The organism is Enterobacter sp. DN, assembly GCF_046054285.1.
Lineage (GTDB): Bacteria > Pseudomonadota > Gammaproteobacteria > Enterobacterales > Enterobacteriaceae > Enterobacter > Enterobacter hormaechei_C.
This window is the reverse complement of record NZ_JBJJTG010000009.1, coordinates 25,664-48,585: the sequence shown is the minus strand read 5'-3', so window position 1 is coordinate 48,585 and position 22,922 is coordinate 25,664. Positions and strand designations below refer to the sequence as shown.

At 55.3% G+C, this 22,922-nt stretch carries 22 protein-coding genes; 10 read left to right on the top strand and 12 right to left on the bottom strand.

Features of this window, described 5'->3' with window-relative positions; translation table 11 throughout:
• Positions 1-27 precede the first annotated feature (27 nt).
• Genes recF through dnaA form a run of 3 tightly spaced genes read right to left on the bottom strand, consistent with a single transcriptional unit; the run spans position 28 to position 3,600 of the window.
• Positions 28-1,101 carry a DNA replication/repair protein RecF gene (gene recF, locus ACJTMZ_RS18505; protein ID WP_000060091.1) on the bottom strand — a complete coding sequence of 358 codons (1,074 nt, stop codon included), beginning with the start codon at positions 1,099-1,101 and terminating at the stop codon, positions 28-30.
• The gene (dnaN, locus tag ACJTMZ_RS18500; RefSeq protein WP_032672186.1) at positions 1,101-2,201 is read right to left on the bottom strand and encodes a DNA polymerase III subunit beta; all 1,101 of its coding nucleotides are present in this window, start codon (positions 2,199-2,201) and stop codon (positions 1,101-1,103) included. The genes recF and dnaN overlap by 1 nt, the downstream gene beginning before the upstream one ends.
• Before the next feature lie 4 nt (positions 2,202-2,205).
• Positions 2,206-3,600 (bottom strand): chromosomal replication initiator protein DnaA, encoded by a 1,395-nt coding sequence (gene dnaA / locus ACJTMZ_RS18495; RefSeq protein WP_003861124.1) that lies wholly within the window; start codon positions 3,598-3,600, stop codon positions 2,206-2,208.
• Positions 3,601-4,238: 638 nt separating this feature from the next.
• Here dnaA and rpmH point away from each other — a divergent pair.
• From rpmH to ACJTMZ_RS18450, 9 genes are all read left to right on the top strand, one after another.
• Positions 4,239-4,379: a 50S ribosomal protein L34 gene (gene rpmH, locus ACJTMZ_RS18490; protein ID WP_000831330.1), complete on the top strand. Its 141-nt coding sequence runs from the start codon at positions 4,239-4,241 to the stop codon at positions 4,377-4,379.
• Between the two features lie 16 nt (positions 4,380-4,395).
• On the top strand, positions 4,396-4,755 hold the full coding sequence (gene rnpA / locus ACJTMZ_RS18485) for a ribonuclease P protein component (RefSeq protein WP_006808764.1): 360 nt from the start codon (positions 4,396-4,398) through the stop codon (positions 4,753-4,755).
• A complete protein-coding gene (yidD, locus tag ACJTMZ_RS18480) occupies positions 4,719-4,976 on the top strand; it encodes a membrane protein insertion efficiency factor YidD (RefSeq protein WP_001307474.1) in 258 nt (85 codons plus the stop codon). The genes rnpA and yidD overlap by 37 nt, the downstream gene beginning before the upstream one ends.
• A 2-nt stretch (positions 4,977-4,978) precedes the next feature.
• Positions 4,979-6,622, top strand: coding sequence for a membrane protein insertase YidC (gene yidC, locus ACJTMZ_RS18475; RefSeq protein ID WP_003861138.1), 1,644 nt, complete (start codon positions 4,979-4,981; stop codon positions 6,620-6,622).
• Between the two features lie 72 nt (positions 6,623-6,694).
• On the top strand, positions 6,695-8,059 hold the full coding sequence (mnmE, locus tag ACJTMZ_RS18470; RefSeq protein ID WP_015570136.1) for a tRNA uridine-5-carboxymethylaminomethyl(34) synthesis GTPase MnmE: 1,365 nt from the start codon (positions 6,695-6,697) through the stop codon (positions 8,057-8,059).
• A 111-nt stretch (positions 8,060-8,170) separates the two neighbouring features.
• On the top strand, positions 8,171-9,346 hold the full coding sequence (locus tag ACJTMZ_RS18465) for an MFS transporter (RefSeq protein WP_045333542.1): 1,176 nt from the start codon (positions 8,171-8,173) through the stop codon (positions 9,344-9,346).
• On the top strand, positions 9,315-10,286 hold the full coding sequence (gene yidZ, locus ACJTMZ_RS18460) for an HTH-type transcriptional regulator YidZ (protein WP_006808760.1): 972 nt from the start codon (positions 9,315-9,317) through the stop codon (positions 10,284-10,286). The genes ACJTMZ_RS18465 and yidZ overlap by 32 nt, the downstream gene beginning before the upstream one ends.
• A 122-nt stretch (positions 10,287-10,408) precedes the next feature.
• Positions 10,409-11,155: a 4'-phosphopantetheinyl transferase superfamily protein gene (locus ACJTMZ_RS18455; protein WP_032103312.1), complete on the top strand. Its 747-nt coding sequence runs from the start codon at positions 10,409-10,411 to the stop codon at positions 11,153-11,155.
• A gap of 36 nt (positions 11,156-11,191) precedes the next feature.
• Complete coding sequence (locus ACJTMZ_RS18450) at positions 11,192-11,758, top strand: NADPH-dependent FMN reductase (RefSeq protein WP_032103310.1); 567 nt, start codon at positions 11,192-11,194, stop codon at positions 11,756-11,758.
• Positions 11,759-11,846: 88 nt separating this feature from the next.
• Here ACJTMZ_RS18450 and adeP read toward each other — a convergent pair whose 3' ends face one another.
• Positions 11,847-13,184 carry an adenine permease AdeP gene (gene adeP, locus ACJTMZ_RS18445; RefSeq protein WP_137984248.1) on the bottom strand — a complete coding sequence of 446 codons (1,338 nt, stop codon included), beginning with the start codon at positions 13,182-13,184 and terminating at the stop codon, positions 11,847-11,849.
• Between the two features lie 165 nt (positions 13,185-13,349).
• Between adeP and yieH the strand changes: the two genes are divergently transcribed.
• Positions 13,350-14,015, top strand: a complete 666-nt coding sequence (yieH, locus tag ACJTMZ_RS18440) for a 6-phosphogluconate phosphatase (RefSeq protein ID WP_017383705.1) — start codon at positions 13,350-13,352, stop codon at positions 14,013-14,015.
• Positions 14,016-14,059: 44 nt separating this feature from the next.
• Here the strand turns inward: yieH and phoU are convergent, their stop codons facing one another.
• From phoU to ACJTMZ_RS18400, 8 genes are all read right to left on the bottom strand, one after another.
• A complete protein-coding gene (gene phoU, locus ACJTMZ_RS18435) occupies positions 14,060-14,785 on the bottom strand; it encodes a phosphate signaling complex protein PhoU (protein ID WP_003861153.1) in 726 nt (241 codons plus the stop codon).
• A 26-nt stretch (positions 14,786-14,811) separates the two neighbouring features.
• A complete protein-coding gene (gene pstB, locus ACJTMZ_RS18430; RefSeq protein ID WP_003861154.1) occupies positions 14,812-15,585 on the bottom strand; it encodes a phosphate ABC transporter ATP-binding protein PstB in 774 nt (257 codons plus the stop codon).
• Positions 15,586-15,632: 47 nt separating this feature from the next.
• Entirely contained in the window at positions 15,633-16,523 is an 891-nt protein-coding gene (pstA, locus tag ACJTMZ_RS18425) for a phosphate ABC transporter permease PstA (RefSeq protein ID WP_003861156.1), read from the bottom strand.
• A complete protein-coding gene (gene pstC / locus ACJTMZ_RS18420) occupies positions 16,523-17,482 on the bottom strand; it encodes a phosphate ABC transporter permease PstC (RefSeq protein WP_015570141.1) in 960 nt (319 codons plus the stop codon). Before pstC ends, pstA begins: the two co-directional genes overlap by 1 nt.
• Positions 17,483-17,610: 128 nt before the next feature.
• On the bottom strand, positions 17,611-18,651 hold the full coding sequence (pstS, locus tag ACJTMZ_RS18415) for a phosphate ABC transporter substrate-binding protein PstS (RefSeq protein ID WP_017383706.1): 1,041 nt from the start codon (positions 18,649-18,651) through the stop codon (positions 17,611-17,613).
• Between the two features lie 277 nt (positions 18,652-18,928).
• Entirely contained in the window at positions 18,929-20,758 is a 1,830-nt protein-coding gene (gene glmS, locus ACJTMZ_RS18410; RefSeq protein ID WP_015570148.1) for a glutamine--fructose-6-phosphate transaminase (isomerizing), read from the bottom strand.
• A gap of 225 nt (positions 20,759-20,983) precedes the next feature.
• Positions 20,984-22,354: a bifunctional UDP-N-acetylglucosamine diphosphorylase/glucosamine-1-phosphate N-acetyltransferase GlmU gene (gene glmU / locus ACJTMZ_RS18405; protein ID WP_023302808.1), complete on the bottom strand. Its 1,371-nt coding sequence runs from the start codon at positions 22,352-22,354 to the stop codon at positions 20,984-20,986.
• A gap of 138 nt (positions 22,355-22,492) precedes the next feature.
• Positions 22,493-22,912, bottom strand: coding sequence for a F0F1 ATP synthase subunit epsilon (locus ACJTMZ_RS18400; RefSeq protein ID WP_006177560.1), 420 nt, complete (start codon positions 22,910-22,912; stop codon positions 22,493-22,495).
• Positions 22,913-22,922 lie beyond the last annotated feature (10 nt).

Genomic DNA, 22,922 nt, shown 5'->3' with positions numbered 1-22,922 from the left:
AACGTTTCTCGCTCATTTCAACTTGGGTTAATCCGTTATTTTACCCTTTTCCACGGTAAACATCTTCGAATTTTCGTCCGACATGTCTATAACGTGTTCAGCGCTAATGGCGCTGACGAAAACCTGCGACTGCGTGGCTTTTAAGCGGCTGGCAAGCAGCCCGCGCCGCGCGTCGTCAAGTTCCGAGGCAAAATCATCTATCAAGTACAGGCAGCGTCGCCCGCTCTCTCGAGTGAGGAACTCCCCCTGCGCCAGGCGCAGCGCGCACATCAGGAGCTTCAGCTGCCCGCGCGACAGCGTGTCTTCCACCGGCGCACCGTCGGCACGAATGCGGAAATCCGCCTTGTGCGGGCCGTGCGCGGTGTAGGTCAACATGCGATCGCGCTCGAAGCTTCTCTCTAACACCTCGGCATAATCCGTCTCTTTTTCCCAGCCACGCTGAAAAGAGAAGGTGAGAGAGAACTCGGGTAAAAACTGTTTGCAGGTGTCGGCCATGTCTTCGGCGATACCTGCGCTGTATTCGGCACGCCAGCGGCTGATTTGTTCCGCAAGAGGGATGAGTTCCATGTCCCACGGACGCAGCTGAGCGTAGCGCGTGACCTGGCGCAATGCGGCGTTACGCTGTTTAAGCAGACGCTTCAGGTTGCTCCAGGCGTTAAAGAAACCGGCTTCATTGTGAAAGCATCCCCAGTCGAGGAACGCTCTTCTGTATTTGGGGCCGCCGTTGAGTAAAGTAAACCCCTCGGGCGTAATCAGCTGCATCGGCATCAGCAGCGCCAGCTCCGCCACTTTGTGGCCATCGGTGCCGTCGATACGCACCTTGCTGTCGCCCTGCTTGTCTTTGGTCAGGCCGATGGCGGTTTCCCGCTCTGCGCCCTGCAAACGCCCGTGCAGAACAAAAGATTCCTGCTCGTGGCGAATCACGCGACCAATCTGCAAACTGCGAAACGCCCGGCCATGGCCGAGCGTATAGATGGCTTCCAGCACGCTGGTTTTGCCGCTGCCGTTCGCGCCAACCAGGAAGTTAAAGCCAGGGGATAAAGCGAGATCCGCGCTTTCGATATTGCGAAAGTCGCGGATCAACAGACGGGTGAGCGACATTACAGTCTCATTGGCATGACAACATAAGCAGCCGACTGTGATGCGGCATCTTCAATCTGTACGCTCGAAACGGAGTCAGTCAGCAGGATGCGAACGTTCTCGCATTTCAGTGCATTCAGCACATCCAGCACATAGCTGACGTTGAAGCCGATTTCCATCTCAGCCCCGGCGTAGGTGACGTCCAGAATCTCTTCTGCCTCTTCCTGCTCCGGGTTGTTGGCGGTGATTTTGATCTGGTTTTCACTCACGTACAGACGTACGCCGCGGAATTTCTCGTTGGAGAGAATAGCGGCACGCGCGAACGCCTGCTTGAGGATGTCGCAACCCGCCTCCAGCGTTTTATCCGGGTTCTTCGGCAATACGCGGCGATAATCCGGGAAACGACCGTCTACCAGCTTCGATGTGAAGACAAAATCGCCCACGTGGGCACGAATATTGTTGCTGCCGATCTGCACGCGCAGCGGCGTTTCACCGCCGTCGAGCATACGCATCAGTTCAATTACGCCTTTACGCGGTACGATCACCGAATGGTTTGGCAGTGAATCGCCAATCGGCATGGAACAAACCGCCAGACGGTGACCGTCGGTAGCCACGGTACGCAGCTCTTCACCTTCGGTTTCGAACAGCATGCCGTTTAAGTAGTAACGAACGTCCTGATGCGCCATGGAGAACTGCGTGGCTTCAATCAGACGCTTCATCGTCACCTGCGGCAGGGTAAATTCAACTTCGCTCTGCCAGTCATCCAGGTTCGGGAAGTCCGCAGCGGGCAGCGTGGAGAGGGAGAAACGGCTACGGCCAGAGCGCACCAGCATGCGGTCGCCCTCCAGCTGCACGGCGATTTCAGCGCCTTCCGGCAGCCCACGGCAAATATCAAAGAATTTACGTGCCGGAACCGTGGTCGCGCCCGCGTCGTGCGGCTGAGTCAGCGTAACGCGCGCGATCATTTCCATTTCCAGATCTGTGCCGGTCAGCGACAGCGTACCGTCCGCGACCTGAAGCAGCAGGTTTCCAAGAATAGGCAGCGTAGGGCGGCCGCCTAATGGGCCACTCACCTGTTGCAGCGGTTTTAATAAATGTTCACGTTCAACGGTAAATTTCATAGCGTCACGATGATAATGTTCTGATTAAATTGGAAAAATCTTCTTTTATGTCGTGGCTTTCTTCGCGTAACTGCTCGATCTTGCGACAGGCGTGCAGCACGGTCGTATGGTCACGGCCACCAAACGCATCACCGATTTCCGGCAGGCTGTGGTTGGTTAGCTCTTTTGCCAGCGCCATCGCCATCTGACGCGGACGCGCCACCGAGCGGGAACGACGTTTAGACAGTAAATCTGCCACTTTGATCTTGTAGTACTCAGCCACCGTCTTCTGAATATTGTCGATAGTGACCAGTTTTTCCTGCAAAGCCAATAAATCGCGCAGCGCTTCACGCACAAAATCGATGGTGATCGCCCGACCGGTGAAGTTGGCGTTGGCGATAACGCGGTTCAGCGCCCCTTCCAGCTCACGCACGTTGGAACGCAGGCGCTTGGCAATGAAGAACGCCACTTCACCCGGCAGGCGAATGTCGTTCTCGTCGGCTTTTTTCATCAGGATCGCGACGCGGGTTTCCAGCTCCGGCGGCTCGATCGCCACGGTCAGGCCCCAGCCAAAGCGGGATTTGAGACGATCTTCAACGCCGTTGATCTCTTTTGGATAACGATCCGAGGTCAGAATGATCTGCTGATTGCCTTCCAGCAGGGCGTTAAAGGTATGGAAAAACTCTTCCTGCGATCGTTCTTTATTGGCAAAGAACTGAATGTCATCGATCAGCAGCGCATCAACGGAACGGTAGTAGCGTTTAAACTCTTCGATCGCATTGTTTTGCAGGGCTTTTACCATGTCCTGAACGAAGCGTTCGGAGTGCATATACACCACTTTGGCATTGGGCTTACGCGCCATAATGCCGTTGCCCACCGCATGCAGCAGGTGCGTTTTACCGAGACCCGTGCCGCCATACAGGAACAGCGGGTTGTAAGCGCCACCGGGGTTATCGGCAACCTGACGAGCCGCCGCACGTGCCAGCTGGTTCGACTTACCTTCAACGAAGTTATCGAACGTGTGTTTCACGTTAACGTTAGAGCGGTAGGTAGGCTCAGCGGGGGCCGGAACGTTATCCCAACCCTGACGAGCCGGTGCAACGCGAGGCGCTGGCGCGGGCGCCGCCTGTGCAGGGGCTGCCACATTGACAACTTCACGAACGGTTTGGGTGACCGGCTTTGTGCCCACTTCAAAACGCAGCTGTGGGGCATCTGACCCGCAGAAATCGTTCAGCAGTCCATTGATGTTATTAAGGTATTTATCCCTTACCCAATCGAGCACGAAACGGTTTGGCGCATACAAAGCCAGCGTGTTATCGCTCAGTTCCGCCTGCAACGGGCGGATCCACATACTGAATTCTGTGGCTGGTAACTCATCCTGCAATCGGGCAAGACACTGCTGCCAAAGCGAAAGTGACACGGCGGACTCCACTCGAACAATAAAAGAAAACTATTGAATATTCATGATTGTTGGCGCACATCGACATGACCCCATCAGGGTGATGTGCGAACCGCTATCTGCGGTTATACACGCTATCGTTGATACAACCTGAACGATGTTGTGTTTATGCCCGACCAGGATCGCTGGATCCCGATCGGGACCGCGGATCATAGCCTAAACTGAGCCAGAGATCTTCTGTTTCTCACAGATTCTTCCCGATTTATCCACAGGAAGATCCGGAATCGGGTAAGTGTAAACGATCCTGACGCGAGTGCCTCGCGATTTAGGCCGCATATTGGAAAATTTAATGAGCACAGACAATTTTTGGCTTAAATGATCTAACGAAGATCCGGGACGATCCTTGCGCTTTATCGTTGAGCCCGTATAATCCTCGACCCGGCGCGTGATGCTCATCTTCCTGCGTCGTCCGCTGCTCATTTTCCACGCGAAAACGTGCGGAAATACACAGGGATTTAAGGAAAGAGAATTGACTCCGGAGTGTACAATTATTACAATCCGGCCTCTTTAATCACCCACGGCTTCGGCGTCCGTCATTCGAAACTCGGTCGGGCATCCGCAAAAGTCATGAATTTTTTCAAGTTTAGGTAGAAATCGCCATGAAACGCACTTTTCAACCGTCTGTACTGAAGCGCAACCGTTCTCACGGCTTCCGTGCTCGTATGGCTACTAAAAATGGTCGTCAGGTTCTGGCACGTCGTCGTGCTAAAGGCCGCGCTCGTCTGACCGTTTCCAAGTAATAAAGCTAACCCCTGAGTGGTTAAGCTCGCATTTCCCAGGGAGTTACGTTTGTTAACTCCCACTCATTTCACTTTCGTCTTCCAGCAGCCATTACGGGCTGGCACGCCGCAAATCACCATCCTCGGCCGCCAAAATTCGCTGGGGCATCCCCGCATCGGTCTCACAGTCGCCAAGAAAAACGTTAAGCGTGCGCATGAACGCAACCGGATTAAACGTCTGACGCGTGAAAGCTTCCGTTTACGTCAGCACGAACTGCCTTCAATGGATTTCGTGGTGGTGGCTAAAAAAGGGGTTGCCGACCTCGATAACCGTGCTCTCTCGGAAGCGTTGGAAAAATTATGGCGCCGCCACTGTCGCCTGGCTCGCGGGTCCTGATAGCCCTCATTCGGGTCTATCAACGCCTGATTAGTCCGCTACTCGGGCCACACTGCCGTTTCACGCCAACATGCTCAAGCTACGGAATTGAGGCATTGCGCAGGTTTGGAGTGATAAAAGGCAGTTGGTTGACGGTGAAACGCGTATTAAAATGCCACCCTTTACACCCAGGTGGAGACGACCCCGTCCCTCCAGGACCTTTTGATACCAGAGAACACTAACGATGGATTCGCAACGCAATCTTCTTATCATCGCTTTGTTGTTCGTGTCTTTCATGATCTGGCAGGCATGGGAGCAGGATAAAAATCCTCAACCCCAGCAGCAGACCACGCAGACCACGACCACCGCAGCGGGTAGCGCCGCCGACCAGGGCGTACCGGCCAGTGGCCAGGGGAAACAGATTACGGTTAAGACCGATGTGCTTGAGCTGACTATCAACACCCGTGGTGGTGATGTTGAGCAGGCGCTGCTGTTGACCTACCCGAAAGAGCTGAAGTCTACCGAACCGTTCCAGTTACTGGAAACCACGCCTGAATTTATCTACCAGGCGCAGAGCGGCCTGACCGGTCGTGATGGCCCGGATAACCCGGCTAACGGTGCGCGTCCACTGTATAACGTCGAGAATGACACGTTTGTGCTGGCTGATGGTCAGAACGAACTGGTTATCCCGATGACCTACACCGACGCGGCAGGCAACACCTTCACCAAAACCTTCACCCTGAAACGCGGTGAGTATGCGGTGAACGTGGGCTACAGCGTACAGAACGCCGGTGCGAAACCACTGGAAATCTCTACCTTTGGTCAGTTGAAGCAGTCCATCAATCTGCCGTCTCACCGTGACACCGGAAGCAGCAACTTTGCGCTGCATACCTTCCGTGGCGCGGCTTACTCCACGCCAGATACCAAGTACGAGAAATACAAATTCGACACCATTGCCGATAACGAAAACCTGAACGTCAGCTCTAAAGGCGGTTGGGTCGCAATGCTGCAACAGTATTTCGCGACGGCGTGGGTACCGAATAACGACGGTACGAACAACTTCTACACCGCGAACCTCGGCAACGGTATTGCAGCCATCGGCTACAAATCTCAGCCAGTTCTGGTGCAGCCGGGTCAAACCGGTAAGCTGGCAAGCACCCTGTGGGTCGGCCCGGAAATCCAGGACAAAATGGCTGCCGTTGCGCCGCACCTGGATCTGACCGTCGATTACGGTTGGTTGTGGTTCATCTCTCAGCCGCTGTTTAAGCTGCTGAAGTTCATCCACAGCTTCCTGGGTAACTGGGGCTTCTCCATCATCGTTATCACCTTTATCGTTCGTGGCATCATGTACCCGCTGACTAAAGCGCAGTACACCTCCATGGCGAAGATGCGTATGCTACAGCCGAAGATTCAGGCTATGCGTGAGCGTCTGGGCGATGACAAACAGCGTCAGAGCCAGGAGATGATGGCCCTGTATAAAGCAGAGAAAGTGAACCCACTGGGTGGTTGCTTCCCGCTGCTGATTCAGATGCCAATCTTCCTTGCGCTGTACTACATGCTGATGGGTTCCGTTGAGCTGCGCCACGCGCCGTTCGCTCTGTGGATCCATGACCTGTCCGCACAGGACCCGTACTACATCCTGCCGATCCTGATGGGCGTGACGATGTTCTTCATTCAGAAGATGTCTCCGACCACCGTGACCGACCCGATGCAGCAGAAGATCATGACCTTTATGCCGGTCATCTTCACCGTGTTCTTCCTGTGGTTCCCGTCAGGTCTGGTGCTGTACTATATCGTCAGCAACCTGGTGACCATCATCCAGCAGCAGCTGATTTACCGTGGTCTGGAAAAACGTGGCCTGCATAGCCGCGAAAAGAAAAAGTCCTGATTCGGTAACTTAACGCTAAAATAAGGGCGGTCGATTGACCGCCTTTTTTATTTGTATTGAACGAGAGCAACCATGAGCCATAACGACACTATCGTCGCCCAGGCAACCCCACCGGGACGCGGTGGTGTAGGCATTCTGCGCATCTCCGGCCTGAAGGCGCGTGAGGTGGCCGAAGCGGTGCTGGGTAAACTGCCAAAGCCGCGCTACGCTGATTATCTGCCGTTTAAGGATGCCGACGGCACACCGCTGGACCAGGGCATCGCGCTGTGGTTCCCCGGCCCAAACTCCTTCACCGGCGAAGACGTGCTGGAGCTTCAGGGTCACGGCGGCCCGGTGATCCTCGACCTGCTGTTAAAACGTATTCTGACCCTGCCTGGCCTGCGCATTGCAAAGCCGGGTGAGTTCTCCGAGCGTGCTTTCCTCAACGATAAGCTCGACCTGGCGCAGGCCGAGGCGATTGCCGACCTGATCGACGCCAGTTCCGAACAGGCAGCCCGCTCCGCGCTGAACTCGTTGCAGGGGGCATTTTCCGCACGCGTGAATCACCTTGTGGAAGCACTTACTCACCTGCGAATCTATGTCGAAGCGGCTATCGACTTCCCGGACGAGGAGATCGACTTCCTCTCAGACGGTAAAATTGAAGCTCAGCTCAACCAGGTGATGAACGATCTCGATGCCGTTCGCGCCGAAGCGCGCCAGGGCAGCCTGCTGCGTGAAGGAATGAAGGTGGTGATTGCTGGTCGCCCCAATGCCGGAAAATCGAGCCTGCTGAACGCCCTGGCGGGCCGTGAAGCGGCGATCGTGACCGACATAGCCGGCACCACCCGCGATGTCCTGCGCGAGCATATCCATATCGACGGCATGCCGCTGCACATCATCGACACCGCTGGCCTGCGCGATGCGAGCGATGAAGTCGAGCGTATCGGTATCGAACGCGCCTGGCAGGAGATCGAGCAGGCCGACCGCGTGCTGTTTATGGTGGACGGCACCACAACCGACGCCGTTGACCCGGCTGAAATCTGGCCAGACTTTATCGCCCGTCTCCCGGCTAAACTGCCGATCACCGTGGTGCGCAACAAGGCCGACGTTACCGGCGAAACGCTGGGCATCAGCGATGTGAATGGTCACTCACTTATTCGCCTGTCGGCCCGTACCGGTGAAGGCGTGGAAGCCCTGCGTAGCCATCTCAAACAGAGCATGGGCTTCGACACCAGTATGGAGGGCGGCTTCCTGGCACGTCGTCGTCACTTGCAGGCGCTGGAAGAGGCGGCTCGCCACCTTGAGCAGGGTAAAGCCCAGCTGATCGGCGCGTGGGCCGGTGAACTGCTGGCGGAAGAGCTGCGTCTGGCGCAGCAGAACCTGAGCGAGATCACCGGGGAGTTTACGTCGGACGATCTGCTGGGACGGATTTTCTCGAGCTTCTGCATTGGTAAGTAATTCCCATTAATACAGGGTGATTTCCTCCAGGGAAATCACCATTGTCCAAATGGCAACTCGCTTAATCCCTCCACGCCCCCTATCCTGCTTGCCTGCATCTATGGGGGATTTATGGCTCGTTTTCTGTTCTGTAGTTTTGCGCTGGTTCTGCTGTATCCGTCCGGCATTGATATGTATCTGGTGGGGCTACCGCATATTGCCCGCGATCTGGGCGCCAGCGAGGCGCAACTGCACATCGCGTTTTCGGCCTACCTCGCGGGAATGGCGTCGTCGATGGTATTTGCCGGGAAAATCGCGGATAAAGCAGGCCGTCAGCCCGTCGCCATTACGGGTGCAGTTATCTTTGCGCTGGCATCAGTACTGTCTTCAGTAGCTCAGGAAAGCACAATGTTCCTGTCAGGCCGTTTTATCCAGGGCATTGGCGCGGGTGGCTGTTACGTGGTGGCGTTTGCTATTCTTCGCGATACCTTAAGCGCCCAGCGCCGCGCTAAAGTGCTGTCGATGCTGAACGGCATTACCTGCATCATCCCGGTGCTGGCACCGGTTGCTGGCTACCTGATTATGCTTAAATTTCCGTGGCAGAGTCTTTTCTGGACCATGGCCGCAATGGGCGCCATCGTCTTTATCCTGTCCGTGACGGTGCTGAAAGAGACCCATCCCGGTTCGCAACAGCCATATCACACCGCAACCCTCCATCCGGCTGAAAAGCTGATGAATCGCTTTTTCCTGAGTCGGCTGACAATCACCACGCTTAGCGTGGCGGTGATCCTCACCTATGTAAACGTTTCCCCGGTGTTGCTGATGGAGACGATGGGCTTCGATCGCGGTGAGTATTCGACGGTGATGGCGCTAACCGCGATGGTGAGCATGGCGGTTTCATTCTCCACGCCCTTTGCGCTCAACATCTTCCGCCAGCGCACGCTGATGCTCACCTCACAGACGCTGTTCCTCGCCGCAGGCGTGATCCTGGCGACCGCCACCTCACACGCTGTAATGCTGGTGGGCATTACTCTGATCTGCGCCGGATTCTCCGTCGGCTTTGGTGTGGCGATGAGTCAGGCACTTGGCCCGTTTTCATTGCGGGCAGGCGTGGCAAGCTCGGTGCTGGGCATTGCGCAGGTCTGCGGTTCGTCACTGTGGATTTGGCTGGCGGCGGTGATCGGCCTTAACGCGCTGAATATGCTGATCGGGGTTCTGATTGGCTGTAGCATACTCTGCATTACCTTACTTATGGTCATCCAGCCCGCGGCGCACTATGAAGAAGCCCATCAGCAGTCTCGATCTTAATCTTTTACTTTGCCTGCAACTTTTGTTGCAGGAGCGCAGCGTCACCAAAGCCGCGAAGCGGATGAACGTGACGCCGTCCGCGGTGAGTAAATCGCTGGCGAAGCTGCGCGACTGGTTCGACGATCCGCTGTTTGTGAAAACGCCTTTAGGGCTATTGCCCACGCCGCTGACGGTGAGTCTGGAACAGGATTTGGCCGACTGGATGCAGATTGGCAACCAGATCCTCGATAAATTCCACCATAGCTCTCCTGGCGGGCTTAAGTTTGTGCTCGCCGCCGAAACACCGCTGATGCTGATCCGCTTTAATACCCTGCTGGAGCAGGTGAATGAACGCTACCCACAGGCGACGGTGAAGCTGCGCCAATGGGATTACGATTCGCTGGACGCCATTACGCGCGGAGAAGTGGATCTGGGCTTCACCGGGCGTGAAACGCACCCTCGCTCGCGCGAACTGCTAAAGCTGATGCCGTGGTTTATCGACTACGAAATCCTGTTCAGTGACCGTCCGTGCGTGTATTTGCGCGAGGATCATCCCGCGCTCCAGGAAGTGTGGGATCTGGAGACGTTTCTGCGCTACCCGCATATCAGCATCTTCTGGGAACGCAGCGACACCTGGGCGCTCGACGAGGTGCTAAGAGAGATGGGTCGGGAGCGTAACATCGCCATGAGTTTGCCCGGTTTTGAACAGTCGATGTTTATGGCGGCCCAGCCGGATCACAACTACATTGCCACTGCGCCGCACTACTGCCATCACTACAATCAACTCCACCAGCGTAATCTGGTCTGTCTGCCCATTCCCATCGATGAGGCGCAGGCAGAAAAGCTCACCGTCCCCTTCACGCTGATCTGGCATAAACGGAACAGCCATAATCCGAAAATCCTCTGGCTGCGCGAGACGATCAAAGCGCTGTATACCGCACCAGGTCAGGTTTTTGCCTAAGATAATGTAAAGTTCGGTGCTCAGGCTTCTCTTATTTCCATTTACTGATTAAAACAGAAGCTGAGTTAAGCGATAATCATGTAACCGTTTAACCGACTACGACCATTATCAAGGAGCGAAAAATGGCTACGCACTTTGCACGAGGAACATTAACGGAAGGGCATCTCGTATCGGCCAGACTTTCTTCAGCCTGTCACAATGAGGCGCTCAAACTACCTGAACACCGCAGGACGCGGTTTTTAGCTTCCAGAGCGCTCCTCGCAGAACTGCTTTTTATGCTGTACGGCACCAGCGAATTACCGGACATACTCACCCAGCCAGAAGGTCGTCCGGTTTTTGCGGACCCGGCACTCCCCCATTTTTCCATTGCGTACACCGGCAACATTGTTGGCGTCGCGCTGACGACGGAAGGTGATTGCGGCCTGGATATGGAGCTACAACGCGTCACGCGCAGCTTCCATGGTGCTAACGCGCTCGATGAATACCCGCTCTCCAGCAATGAAAAGCTGTGGATACGTAACCAGAACGACCCCGTTGAAGCCAGAGCGCAGCTCATCACCCTTCGCCAGAGCATCCGCAAACTGAGCGGCGCGGCGTCAGACGACGCCAGCCTGTTGCAGCTGCTCCCCGGCTCCGGACGCCTGCGCGCGACAAAAGCCTCGCTGGTAGAGGCGCTCTGCGACGCTGAGGACGTACTGATCTGGTCCGTTGCGGTGACCCCCGCCATCGAACGGCTGAAAATCTGGGAGTTTGACAGCACTCGCGGTTGGCGTAGTCTTCCGGATGTACCTGAGCGCGCCAACGAGCCCGCCGCGCGCCTGATGCGATTAACCAGTTTACCGGCAGAAAAAGCATACACCCATAGCTGATCCGTCCAGGATCATCATGATGAAACAGGAGTAATCATGTCTGATACGTTGAAAGTTGTTACGTTACTGGGAAGCCTGCGCAAAGGTTCTTTTAACGGGATGGTTGCCCGTACGCTGCCGCAGCTGGCGCCTGCGGGAATGGAGATCAGTGACCTGCCGTCCATTGGCGACATCCCGCTTTATGATGCTGACGTTCAGCAGGAAGAAGGGTTCCCGCAGGGTGTGGAAGCGATAGCCGAGCAAATCCGTCAGGCTGACGGCGTGGTGATTGTGACGCCTGAGTATAACTACTCGGTGCCGGGTGGTCTGAAGAACGCCATTGACTGGCTGTCCCGTTTACCGGAGCAGCCGCTGTCTGGTAAACCTGTGCTGATCCAGACCAGCTCAATGGGCGCCATCGGCGGCGCGCGCTGCCAGTATCACCTGCGTCAGATCCTGGTGTTCCTGGATGCGATGGTGATGAACAAGCCGGAATTTATGGGCGGCGTGATTCAGAACAAGGTCGACCCGCAGACGGGTGAAGTGGTGGATCAGAGTACGCGTGACCATCTCTCTGGCCAGCTGACCGCGTTTGGGGATTATATTAAGCGGGTGAAGGCCTGATAAAAAAGCCCGGTGGCGCTAGCGCTTACCGGGCCTACATTCGTCAGTAGGTCAGGTAAGCGAAGCGCCACCTGACACCACCAGCATCTTAGTGTGCATCAATAAACACAATCTTCAGCACAAACAGCAGCGCCACAATAATCACGCACGGGCTAAGTTCGCGGAAGCGGCCGGTACCTATCTTCATCACGCAGTAAGAGATAAAGCCCAGCGCGATACCTTCGGTGATCGAGAAGCTGAACGGCATCATCACCGCGGTAATAAATGCCGGAACGGCTTCCGTCAGATCTTCCCACTTCACGCGCGCCAGGCTTGAGGTCATCAGCACGCCGACGTAAATCAGCGCGCCGGCTGCCGCGTATGGTGGCACCATCCCCGCCAGCGGAGAGAGGAAGATCACCAGCAGGAACAGCAGACCCACAACTACCGCCGTCAGGCCGGTACGACCGCCCACGGACACACCGGAAGAGGATTCAATGTAAGCGGTAACAGACGAGGTACCGATGAAAGAGCCTGCAACGGAAGAGATGCTATCCACATACAGCGCCTGCTTCATGCGCGGGAATTTGCCTTTTTCATCTGCCAGACCCGCTTTGTCGGTCACGCCAATCAGCGTACCGGAGGAGTCAAACAGGTTGACCAGCATGAAGGAGAAAATCACCCCGGCCAGTCCCAGGTTCAGCGAGCCCGCCAGATCAACGTGGCCAATCACGGTAGAGACGCTCGGTGGCGCAGAGACGATACCGCTGTAATGCACGTCACCCAGCATCCAGCCCAGCAGCGTGGTCACAATGATAGAGACCAGCACCGCAGCATGGATGTTGCGCGATGCCAGGATCGCGATGATAAAGAAGCCCAGCACGCCCAGCAGCACGCTGTGAGAGGTCAGGTTACCAATGCTCACCAGCGTTTCCGGGTTCGCCACGATAACGCCAGCGTTTTTCAGCCCCATCATGCCGATGAACAGACCGATACCGCTGGTGATGCCCACGCGCAGGCTCACGGGAATGTTCGCAATCATCCAGTAGCGCACGCGGAAGATGGTCAGCAGCAGCAGGCCGACCGCGCCCCAGAAAATAGCGCCCATCCCAACCTGCCACGGCAGGCCCATCGCCTGAACCACCACGAACGCAAAGAACGCATTCAGGCCCATTGCCGGGGCCAGCGCCACGGGCAGATTAGCGAAAACGCCCATCAGGATGCTGCCAAGGGCCGCGATCAGACAGGTGGTTACAAAGACGGCGCTGGTGTCCATGCCAGCCACGCCCAGAATTTGTGGGTTAACGAAAACGATATAGACCATCGTCAGGAAGGTAGTAAAACCGGCGATCACTTCGGTGCGTGCCGTTGTGCCGTGCTCGCGCAGTTTGAACACGCGCTCAAGCAGCCCCTGACCAGACGTCTGGGTAGTGTGTTGTTGACTCATCATCAATTTCCGAACAAGGAGGGAAAATTCGTCGCTATCCTATACCAAAATGCGACAATAGTGGCGGTTACGGGATACTTTTTTCATTGATTTTGCTTATACGGCAACGATTGCGTCCCGGTGAACTGCCGTACGAAAACGTTAAACTTGTTAAAAGGGAAAGGCATGTCCGGAATTGAAGCGGTATTTTTCGACTGTGACGGTACGCTGGTCGACAGTGAGGTCATTTGTTCCCGCGCGTATGTCGCCATGTTCCAGGAATTTGGTATTACGCTCGATCTCGAAGAGGTATTTAAACGCTTTAAGGGCGTGAAGCTGTACGAGATCATCGACATCATTAACGAAGAGCACGGGGTGGATCTGGTGAAAGCGGATCTGGAACCGGTGTACCGCGCCGAGGTCGCACGCCTCTTCGACGCCGAGCTGGAAGTTATCGCCGGCGCTAACGCGCTGCTGGATGCGATGACGGTGCCGATCTGCGTAGTCTCTAACGGACCGGTCAGCAAAATGCAGCACTCGCTCGGCAAGCTGGAGATGTTGCACCACTTCCCGGAAAAACTGTTCAGCGGCTACGATATCCAGCGCTGGAAGCCCGATCCGGCGCTGATGTTCCACGCGGCGAAGGCGATGAACGTCAACGTGGAGAACTGCATTCTGGTGGATGACTCATCTGCCGGCGCGCAGTCAGGGATTGATGCGGGGATGGAGGTGTTTTACTTCTGCGCCGATCCGCACAACAAGCCGATCGACCATCCAAAAGTGACAACCTTTACCGATCTGGCGCAACTGCCAGCGTTGTGGAAGGCGCGCGGGTGGGATATTACGCGTTGAATTAACGTAGGGCGGGTAAGCGTTAGCGCCACCCGCCACACATATCACTCTTTCGGATCTTTACCCGCCAGCAGCTTGTCCAGCTCGTCGCCGCCCACGTGTCGGAAATCCTGCCCCTTCACGAAATAGAAGATGTATTCGCAAATGTTCTGGCAACGGTCACCGATACGCTCGATGGAGCGCGCACAGAACAGCGCGGTCAGTACGCTTGGAATGGTACGAGAATCTTCCATCATGTAGGTCATCAGCTGACGCACAATGCCTTCGTATTCCTGGTCAACTTTCTTGTCTTCACGGTAGATACGGACCGCTTCGTCCAGATCCATGCGCGCGAAAGCGTCCAGCACGTCGTGCAGCATCTGCACGGTGTGGCGCCCGAGAGACTCCAGGCTCACCAGCAGCGGCTGGTGCTGCTGGGAGAATTTCTCCAGCGCGGTACGGCAGATTTTATCCGCCACGTCACCGATACGCTCCAGCTCGGCGATGGTTTTGATGATCGCCATCACCAGACGCAGGTCGCTCGCCGTCGGCTGACGCTTCGCAATGATGCGCACGCAGGCTTCGTCGATGGCGACTTCCATCATATTGACGTTGTGGTCGCCTTCAATAACGCGCTTCGCCAGCTCGCTGTCCTGGTTGTGCATCGCCGTGATCGCATCAGAAAGCTGCTGCTCGACCATGCCGCCCATGGTCATCACCTGGGTGCGAATGCTTTCCAGCTCTGCGTTAAACTGGCCGGAAATGTGTTTATTAAGATTGAGGTTGTCCATGGTTTCTCCACATGCACTAAGGCAAATCAACCGTAGCGGCCAGTAATATAATCTTCGGTTTGTTTCTTCGCCGGACGAGTGAACAGCGCGTCCGTATCGCTGAACTCAATCAACTCGCCCAGATACATAAACGCCGTGTGGTCAGAACAACGTGCAGCCTGCTGCATGTTGTGGGTCACGATCACCACGGTGTAATCCTGCTTCAGCTCGGTGATCAGCTCTTCGATACGCCCGGTTGAGATCGGGTCCAGGGCTGAGCACGGCTCATCCAGCAGCAAGACTTCCGGGCGAATGGCGATACCGCGCGCAATGCACAGACGCTGCTGCTGACCACCGGAGAGAGAGTACCCACTCTGGTGAAGTTTATCTTTGGTTTCGTTCCATAATGCGGCCTTGGTCAATGCCCACTGCACGCGCTCGTCCATATCCGCACGGGAGAGCTTCTCAAACAGACGCACACCAAAGGCGATGTTGTCATAGATCGACATCGGGAACGGCGTGGGTTTCTGGAATACCATCCCCACTTTCGCACGCAGCAGGGCGATATCCTGGGTATTGGTCAGGATGTTGTCACCGTCCAGCAGAATTTCACCTTCTGCGCGCTGCTCCGGATAGAGCGAATACATTTTGTTAAAGGTGCGCAGCAGCGTGGATTTGCCACAGCCGGACGGACCGATGAATGCCGTTACCTGGTTCTTTGCGATATCCAGGTTGATATTCTTCAGGGCATGGAATTTGCCGTAGTAGAAGTTCAAATCACGAACCTGAATCTTACCCGGGGCAGTATCAACCATACTCATTGACTCATTTCCTCATTCGGCGCCGCGATGTGCCGCGCCGTAAAAATTTAACCGTGTTTCTTCTTCGCGAAAATGACGCGCGCCAGAATGTTCAGCAACAGTACGCAAAGGGTGATGATCAGCACCCCGGCCCAGGCCAGCTGCTGCCATTCCGCGAATGGGCTCATCGCAAATTTAAAGATCGTCACCGGCAGGTTGGCGATCGGCTGCATCATGTCCGTGCTCCAGAACTGATTGGAGAGGGCGGTAAACAGCAGCGGTGCGGTTTCACCGGCGATACGGGCGATAGCCAGCAGGATACCGGTCATGATCCCCGAGACGGACGCTTTCAGGGTGATCGCCGAAATCATCTTCCATTTAGGCGTACCCAGCGCGTAAGCCGCTTCACGCAGGCTGTCCGGCACCAGTTTCAGCATGTTTTCAGTGGTACGAATAACGATAGGCACCTGCAACAGCGCCAGCGCAATCACACCCGCCCAGCCGGAGAAGTGTTCCATTTGCGCCACTACGATGGTGTAAACAAACAGACCTACCACAATCGACGGGGCAGAAAGCAGAATGTCGTTAATGAAGCGGATGACTTCAGCGATCCAGGACTTGCGGCCATACTCCGCCAGATAGATACCCGCCATGATGCCCAACGGCGTACCGAAAACGGTCGCCCACAGGATCAGCAGGCCGCTGCCCGCCAGGGCGTTTGCCAGACCACCACCCGCCGTGTTCGGCGGCGGCGTCATCTCGGTGAACAGCGCCAGGGACATTCCATCAATACCCCGGGTGATGGTGGACATCAGGATCCAGATCAGCCAGAACAGGCCGAACGCCATCGTCGCCATGGAAAGCGTCAGCGCAATGCGGTTTTTAATCCGGCGCTTTGACTGCATTTTGCGACGGGATTCCGCAAGCTGAGCGGTGTTTTGCATGTCGAGAGTCGCCATTAGCGTGCCCCCTCGTTTTTAGCCAGACGCATAATCATCAGCTTGGAGATAGCCAGCACAATAAAGGTGATAACAAACAGGATCAGACCCAGTTCCATCAGCGCGGCGACGTGCAGCCCGGATTCCGCTTCGGCAAATTCGTTCGCCAGCGCAGAGGTAATACTGTTCCCCGGCATATAAAGCGAGGCGCTGTCGAGCTGGTAGGTGTTGCCGATGATAAAGGTGACCGCCATGGTTTCACCGAGCGCGCGGCCTAAGCCCAGCATAATGCCGCCAATCACCCCATTTTTGGTGAACGGAAGGACGATGCGCCAGATAACTTCCCAGGTGGTGCAGCCGATACCGTAGGCCGACTCTTTCATCATCACCGGGGTTTGTTCGAAGACATCGCGCATGACCGCCGCAATGTACGGAATAATCATGATGGCGAGGATCACACCTGCCGCCAGAATGCCGATACCGAATGCCGGGCCGGAGAACAGCGCCCCCACAAACGGAATGGCAGAGAGAACGTTACCGACCGGCTCCTGGAAGTACGTCGCAAACAGCGGCGCGAAGATAAACAGGCCCCACATGCCGTAAACGATACTTGGAATGGCCGCCAGCAGTTCAATGGCGATACCCAGCGGACGTCGCAGCCAGCCTGGCGCCAGTTCCGTCAGGAACAGGGCAATACCGAAGCTCACCGGAACCGCAATCAGCAGGGCGATAAAAGAGGTCACCAGCGTGCCGTAAATCGGCACCAGCGCACCGTAAATATCGTTCGGCGCATCCCACTCTTTGGTCCACAGGAAGGCGAAACCAAATTTTTGAATGCTCGGCCAGGAGGAGAAAATCAGGGACACGATAATGCCGCCCAGCAGCAATAGCACAATCAGCGCAGCCAGTTTCACCAGCGCGCTGAAAATCATGTCACCTTTTTTACCCGGAGGGTTAAATGCAGGCTTGGTTGCAGCCATAAATTACTCTTCTTTTTGAGACGTTTTTACGAATATGCCCGGTGGCGCTGACGCTTACCGGGCCTACAGAGTAAACCGTAGGGCGGGTAAGCGCAGCGCCACCCGCCATCTTCGTTAAATATATCCTGTTAGTACAGCGCTTTACCGCTGCTGTCTTTCACGTTGGTTTTCCATGCAGCACGGATCTGCTCAACCACGCTGTCTGGCAGGCTGGCGTAATCCAGATCGTTAGCCTGTTTGCCGCCATTTTTATATGCCCAGTCGAAGAACTTCAGCACTTCAGCACCCTGCTCAGGCTTCTTCTGCTCTTTGTGGACCAGAATGAAGGTGGTAGACGTGATAGGCCATGCATCGTCGCCTTTCTGGTTGGTCAGGTCCTGCGCGAAGGATTTGCTCCAGTCAGCGCCTTTCGCGGCGTTGGCGAAGTTCTCTTCGGTCGGGCTAACCGGTTTGCCGTCGGCAGAAACCAGTTTGGTGTAAGCCAGGTTGTTCTGCTTAGCGTAGGCGTACTCTACGTAGCCGATAGAGCCAGGCAGACGCTGTACGAAGGCTGCGATACCGTCGTTGCCTTTACCGCCCAGACCGGTTGGCCAGTTAACGGTAGAGCCGGAACCGACTTTAGATTTCCACTCTTCGTTCACTTTCGCCAGGTAGCTGGTGAACACGAAAGAGGTACCAGAGCCGTCAGCACGACGAACCACCGCGATATTCTGCGAAGGCAGCTTAACGCCCGGGTTCAGCTTAGTGATGGCTTCGTCATCCCATTTTTTGATTTTGCCCAGGTAGATGTCACCCAGGGTTTTGCCGTCCAGCACCAGCTCGCCTGATTTCAGGCCAGGGATGTTAACAGCCAGCACAACGCCGCCGATCACGGTCGGGAACTGGAACAGGCCTTCCTGATTCAGTTTCTCATCAGACAGCGGAGCGTCGGATGCGCCGAAATCAACGGTATTCGCGGTAATTTGTTTTACGCCACCGGAGGAGCCGATACCCTGATAGTTGACCTTGTTACCGGTCTCTTTCTGGTAGGTATCCGCCCATTTGGCATACACCGGCGCAGGGAAGGTTGCACCAGCGCCAGTCAGGCTTGCTGCTGCAAAGGCAGAGAAAGCGCTCATCGATAAGGTCGCGGCGACAACAGTTGCGACAGTGGTACGCATAACTTTCATAATGTCTCCTGCAAGGATTTCGTAAATCATTGTTTAAGTGGCTACGATGAGCAAAATAGGACAAACAGGTGACAGATAAATGTACGAAATATGACAGTTTTATGACAAAGAAAGTTTCACTTAAAGAAAACCAAAAAGATCTTTAATTCTCATCCACTTAAATGGGAACGTGACGGCAGGATTTCAGTAATATTTTCTTTATGTGACACTGAAAAAATAGCTGAAAATGACAGGTTGTCATAAAAAAAACTCCACCCGAAGGTGGAGTCTGAAGGAGTTATTCTACGGTAACAGACTTCGCCAGATTTCGCGGCTGATCAACGTCGGTGCCTTTGATCAGCGCGACGTGATAAGCCAGCAGTTGCAGCGGAACGGTATAGAAGATCGGCGCAATCACCTCTTCCACATGCGGCATCTCGATGATGTGCATGTTGTCGCTGCTGGCGAAACCGGCATCTTTATCCGCAAAGACGTACAGAACACCACCACGGGCGCGCACTTCTTCGATGTTAGATTTCAGTTTTTCCAGCAGTTCGTTGTTCGGTGCCACCACGATAACCGGCATATCCGCGTCGATCAGCGCCAGCGGGCCATGTTTCAGTTCACCTGCCGCGTAAGCTTCAGCGTGAATGTAAGAGATCTCTTTCAGCTTCAGTGCGCCTTCCAGCGCAATCGGATACTGATCGCCACGCCCCAGGAACAGGGAGTGATGTTTGTCAGAGAAATCTTCCGCCAGCGCCTCAATGCGTTTGTCCTGAGACAGCATCTGCTCGATACGGCTCGGCAGCGCCTGAAGGCCATGCACAATGTCGTGTTCAACGGAGGCATCCAGACCTTTCAGACGCGCCAGTTTCGCCACCAGCATCAGCAGAACGGTTAACTGAGTGGTAAACGCCTTGGTGGAAGCCACGCCAATTTCAGTACCGGCTTTGGTCATCAGCGCCAGATCGGATTCACGTACCAGCGAAGAGCCCGGCACGTTACAGATGGCCAGCGAGCCCAGGTAACCCAACTCTTTAGACAGACGCAGCGCCGCCAGGGTATCAGCCGTTTCGCCAGACTGAGAAAGGGTGATCATCAGGCTGTTACGACGCACCGCAGATTTGCGGTAGCGGAACTCAGACGCGATTTCCACATCACACGGCACGCCCGCCAGGGATTCAAACCAGTAGCGCGAGACCATACCGGAGTTATAAGAGGTACCGCAGGCCACGATCTGAATGTGCTCGACTTTGCCCAGCAGTTCGTTGGCATTGGCGCCCAGCTCACTCAGATCCACTTCGCCGTGGCTGATGCGCCCGGTCAGGGTGTTTTTAATGGCGTTTGGCTGTTCGTAGATCTCTTTCTGCATGTAGTGACGGTAAGCACCTTTGTCGCCCGCGTCGTATTGCAGGTTTGATTCGATCTCCTGACGCTTGACCTGCTCGCCTTTCGTGTCGAATACGGTCACGCTGCGACGTGTTACCTCGGCAATGTCTCCCTCTTCCAGGAAGATAAAGCGACGGGTAACCGGCAACAGCGCCAGCTGGTCGGAAGCGATAAAGTTTTCACCCATGCCCAGACCAATCACCATCGGACTACCGGAACGCGCGGCCAGCAGCGTGGACGGGTCGCGGGAATCCATGATCACCGTACCGTAAGCACCACGCAGCTGAGGGATAGCGCGCAGCACCGCATCACGCAGTGTACCGCCCTTTGCCAGCTCCCAGTGCACCAGGTGAGCAATCACTTCGGTGTCGGTTTCAGAGACGAAGGTATAGCCGCGCGCTTTCAGTTCTTCACGCAGCGGTTCGTGGTTTTCGATAATGCCGTTATGCACCACCACAATGTGTTCAGACACATGCGGGTGTGCGTTGCCTTCAGATGGCTCACCGTGGGTCGCCCAGCGGGTATGTGCAATACCGGTGCCACCGTGCAGCGGATGTTCTTCCGCAGCCTGGGCCAGCATCTGCACTTTACCGAGACGACGCAGACGGGTCATATGACCTTCTGCATCAACGACAGCCAGACCGGCTGAGTCGTAACCACGGTATTCCAGACGACGTAAACCTTCGAGAAGGATTTCAGCAATATCACGCTGCGCAACTGCGCCAACAATTCCACACATAGTTAGATTTCCTGATTATGGCATTATGCCATGCGTTGTCGCTGACCTGTATTTGCCCTTTCCGGGCGCCCCGAGCCTTGTAGAGAGTGGGGTTATTTTTATGGGTACTGCTTGTGGGGGGAGATATATATTTATCTCCTCTCCCGGGTTTGCCTGATGTCGGCTACGCCTTATCAGGCCTACTCAATCGTAGGGCGGGTTAGCATAGCGCCACCCGCCTTGTTGTTACTTCTTCTTCACCGGGCGTTTCCAGCCCTGCTTGCTGACCTGCGGCACACGGCTTAACACCAGCTCGTTCTCGGCCACATCGCGCGTAACGGTTGTCCCGGCGGCAATGGTCACGCCTTTGCCCACGGTGACGGGCGCCACCAGCTGGGTATCGGAGCCTACAAACACATCATCACCGATGATGGTTTTAAACTTATTGGCACCGTCATAGTTACAGGTGATGGTTCCAGCACCGATGTTTACGTTGTCGCCAATTTCCGCATCGCCCAGATAGGTCAGATGACCGGCTTTCGAGCCCTTACCCAGACGCGCTTTTTTCATTTCCACAAAGTTACCTACGTGAGCGCCTTCCAGCAGCTCAGCGCCCGGGCGCAGACGCGCAAACGGGCCGATGGTACATGCCGCCTCAAGATGGGCATCTTCCACCACGCTGTACGGGCTGATTTCGCAGTCGTCACCGATCACGCTGTTTTTAATCACGCAGCCAGTGCCGATTTTGACGCGGTTGCCCAACGTGACGTTACCTTCCAGGATAACGTTAGTATCTATTTCAACGTCGCGCCCGTGGGTCAGCGTGCCACGCAGATCGAAACGCGCCGGATCGCGCAGCATAACGCCCGCGAGCAACAGCTTTTCTGCCTGCTCGGACTGGTAAATACGCTCCAGGCGAGAAAGCTGGAGACGGTTGTTTACCCCGTCCGTTTCGCTGATGCGAGCCGGGTGAACGGCGGCAATTTCACGCCCTTCGTGGTACGCCATCGCAATAATATCGGTGATGTAGTATTCACCCTGCGCGTTGTTATTGTTGAGTCTGGACAGCCAGCGCTTCATATCCGCACCGTTCGCAATCAGGATGCCGGTGTTGATCTCCTGAATCTGGCGCTGTTCGTCAGTGGCATCTTTATGCTCAACAATCCCGGTTACCTTGCCGTTTTCACGCGTAATGCGGCCATAGCCGGTTGGATCGTCCAGCACGACGGTCAACAAACCGATGCCGCCCTGCGGTTTGGCTTCACGCAGGCGAGTGAGGGTTTCAACGGAGATCAGCGGGACGTCGCCGTAGAGCATCAGGATATCTTCATCATCAGCGAAGAAGGGTGCAGCCTGCTGCATCGCATGGCCTGTACCCAACTGTTCTGCCTGTAGCACCCAGTTGAGATTGTCATCACGCAGCGTTTTTTTCAGCAGGTCGCCGCCATGTCCATAAACCAGATGCACCTGGCTGGCGCCTAATTCATTCGCTGCATCAATAACATGCTGAACCATTGGCTTTCCTGCCAGCGTGTGGAGCACCTTAGGCAGATCGGAATACATGCGGGTACCTTTGCCTGCGGCAAGGATCACCACGCTCATCGCACTGTTTAACATACGCATCCTGACGGTAGTTTGTGTGAGAAGTAAAAACGTTTGATGCTTAAAATTCTACATCTTTTTCATCATGAATTAAGGCCGAAAAAAAAAGCCAGTCTGGGATCCAGACTGGCTTTTGTGCTTTTCAAGCCGGTGTTACATCGCTTTTTTGGTCAACTCGATAACGCGCAGTTTCGCGATCGCTTTGGCCAGCTCCGCAGACGCCTGAGCGTAATCCACGTCACCATGAGAGCTGCTAATGTGCTCTTCAGCCTTACGCTTCGATTCCAGGGCTCGCGCTTCGTCGAGATCCTGGCCACGAATAGCGGTATCGGCCAGAACGGTCACACTGCCTGGCTGCACTTCAAGAATGCCGCCGGACAGATAGATAAACTCTTCATGACCGAACTGTTTAACGATGCGGATCATACCAGGCTTAATGGCGGTGAGCAGCGGTGCGTGACCCGGGAAAATACCCAGTTCACCTTCACTACCCGTTACCTGGATTTTCTCGACCAGACCAGAGAACATTTGTTGCTCTGCGCTGACGACGTCCAGGTGGTAAGTCATTGCCATATCACCCTCC

What these genes read in the sequence shown, in the direction of transcription:
- recF (WP_000060091.1), bottom strand. Translation starts at nt 1,101, where the DNA reads ATGTCGCTCACCCGTCTGTTGATCCGCGACTTTCGCAATATCGAAAGC.
- dnaN (WP_032672186.1), bottom strand. Translation starts at nt 2,201, where the DNA reads ATGAAATTTACCGTTGAACGTGAACATTTATTAAAACCGCTGCAACAG.
- rpmH (WP_000831330.1), top strand. Translation starts at nt 4,239, where the DNA reads ATGAAACGCACTTTTCAACCGTCTGTACTGAAGCGCAACCGTTCTCAC.
- yidD (WP_001307474.1), top strand. Translation starts at nt 4,719, where the DNA reads ATGGCGCCGCCACTGTCGCCTGGCTCGCGGGTCCTGATAGCCCTCATT.
- yidC (WP_003861138.1), top strand. Translation starts at nt 4,979, where the DNA reads ATGGATTCGCAACGCAATCTTCTTATCATCGCTTTGTTGTTCGTGTCT.
- mnmE (WP_015570136.1), top strand. Translation starts at nt 6,695, where the DNA reads ATGAGCCATAACGACACTATCGTCGCCCAGGCAACCCCACCGGGACGC.
- ACJTMZ_RS18465 (WP_045333542.1), top strand. Translation starts at nt 8,171, where the DNA reads ATGGCTCGTTTTCTGTTCTGTAGTTTTGCGCTGGTTCTGCTGTATCCG.
- yidZ (WP_006808760.1), top strand. Translation starts at nt 9,315, where the DNA reads ATGAAGAAGCCCATCAGCAGTCTCGATCTTAATCTTTTACTTTGCCTG.
- ACJTMZ_RS18455 (WP_032103312.1), top strand. Translation starts at nt 10,409, where the DNA reads ATGGCTACGCACTTTGCACGAGGAACATTAACGGAAGGGCATCTCGTA.
- ACJTMZ_RS18450 (WP_032103310.1), top strand. Translation starts at nt 11,192, where the DNA reads ATGTCTGATACGTTGAAAGTTGTTACGTTACTGGGAAGCCTGCGCAAA.
- adeP (WP_137984248.1), bottom strand. Translation starts at nt 13,184, where the DNA reads ATGAGTCAACAACACACTACCCAGACGTCTGGTCAGGGGCTGCTTGAG.
- yieH (WP_017383705.1), top strand. Translation starts at nt 13,350, where the DNA reads ATGTCCGGAATTGAAGCGGTATTTTTCGACTGTGACGGTACGCTGGTC.
- phoU (WP_003861153.1), bottom strand. Translation starts at nt 14,785, where the DNA reads ATGGACAACCTCAATCTTAATAAACACATTTCCGGCCAGTTTAACGCA.
- pstB (WP_003861154.1), bottom strand. Translation starts at nt 15,585, where the DNA reads ATGAGTATGGTTGATACTGCCCCGGGTAAGATTCAGGTTCGTGATTTG.
- pstA (WP_003861156.1), bottom strand. Translation starts at nt 16,523, where the DNA reads ATGGCGACTCTCGACATGCAAAACACCGCTCAGCTTGCGGAATCCCGT.
- pstC (WP_015570141.1), bottom strand. Translation starts at nt 17,482, where the DNA reads ATGGCTGCAACCAAGCCTGCATTTAACCCTCCGGGTAAAAAAGGTGAC.
- pstS (WP_017383706.1), bottom strand. Translation starts at nt 18,651, where the DNA reads ATGAAAGTTATGCGTACCACTGTCGCAACTGTTGTCGCCGCGACCTTA.
- glmS (WP_015570148.1), bottom strand. Translation starts at nt 20,758, where the DNA reads ATGTGTGGAATTGTTGGCGCAGTTGCGCAGCGTGATATTGCTGAAATC.
- glmU (WP_023302808.1), bottom strand. Translation starts at nt 22,354, where the DNA reads ATGTTAAACAGTGCGATGAGCGTGGTGATCCTTGCCGCAGGCAAAGGT.
- ACJTMZ_RS18400 (WP_006177560.1), bottom strand. Translation starts at nt 22,912, where the DNA reads ATGGCAATGACTTACCACCTGGACGTCGTCAGCGCAGAGCAACAAATG.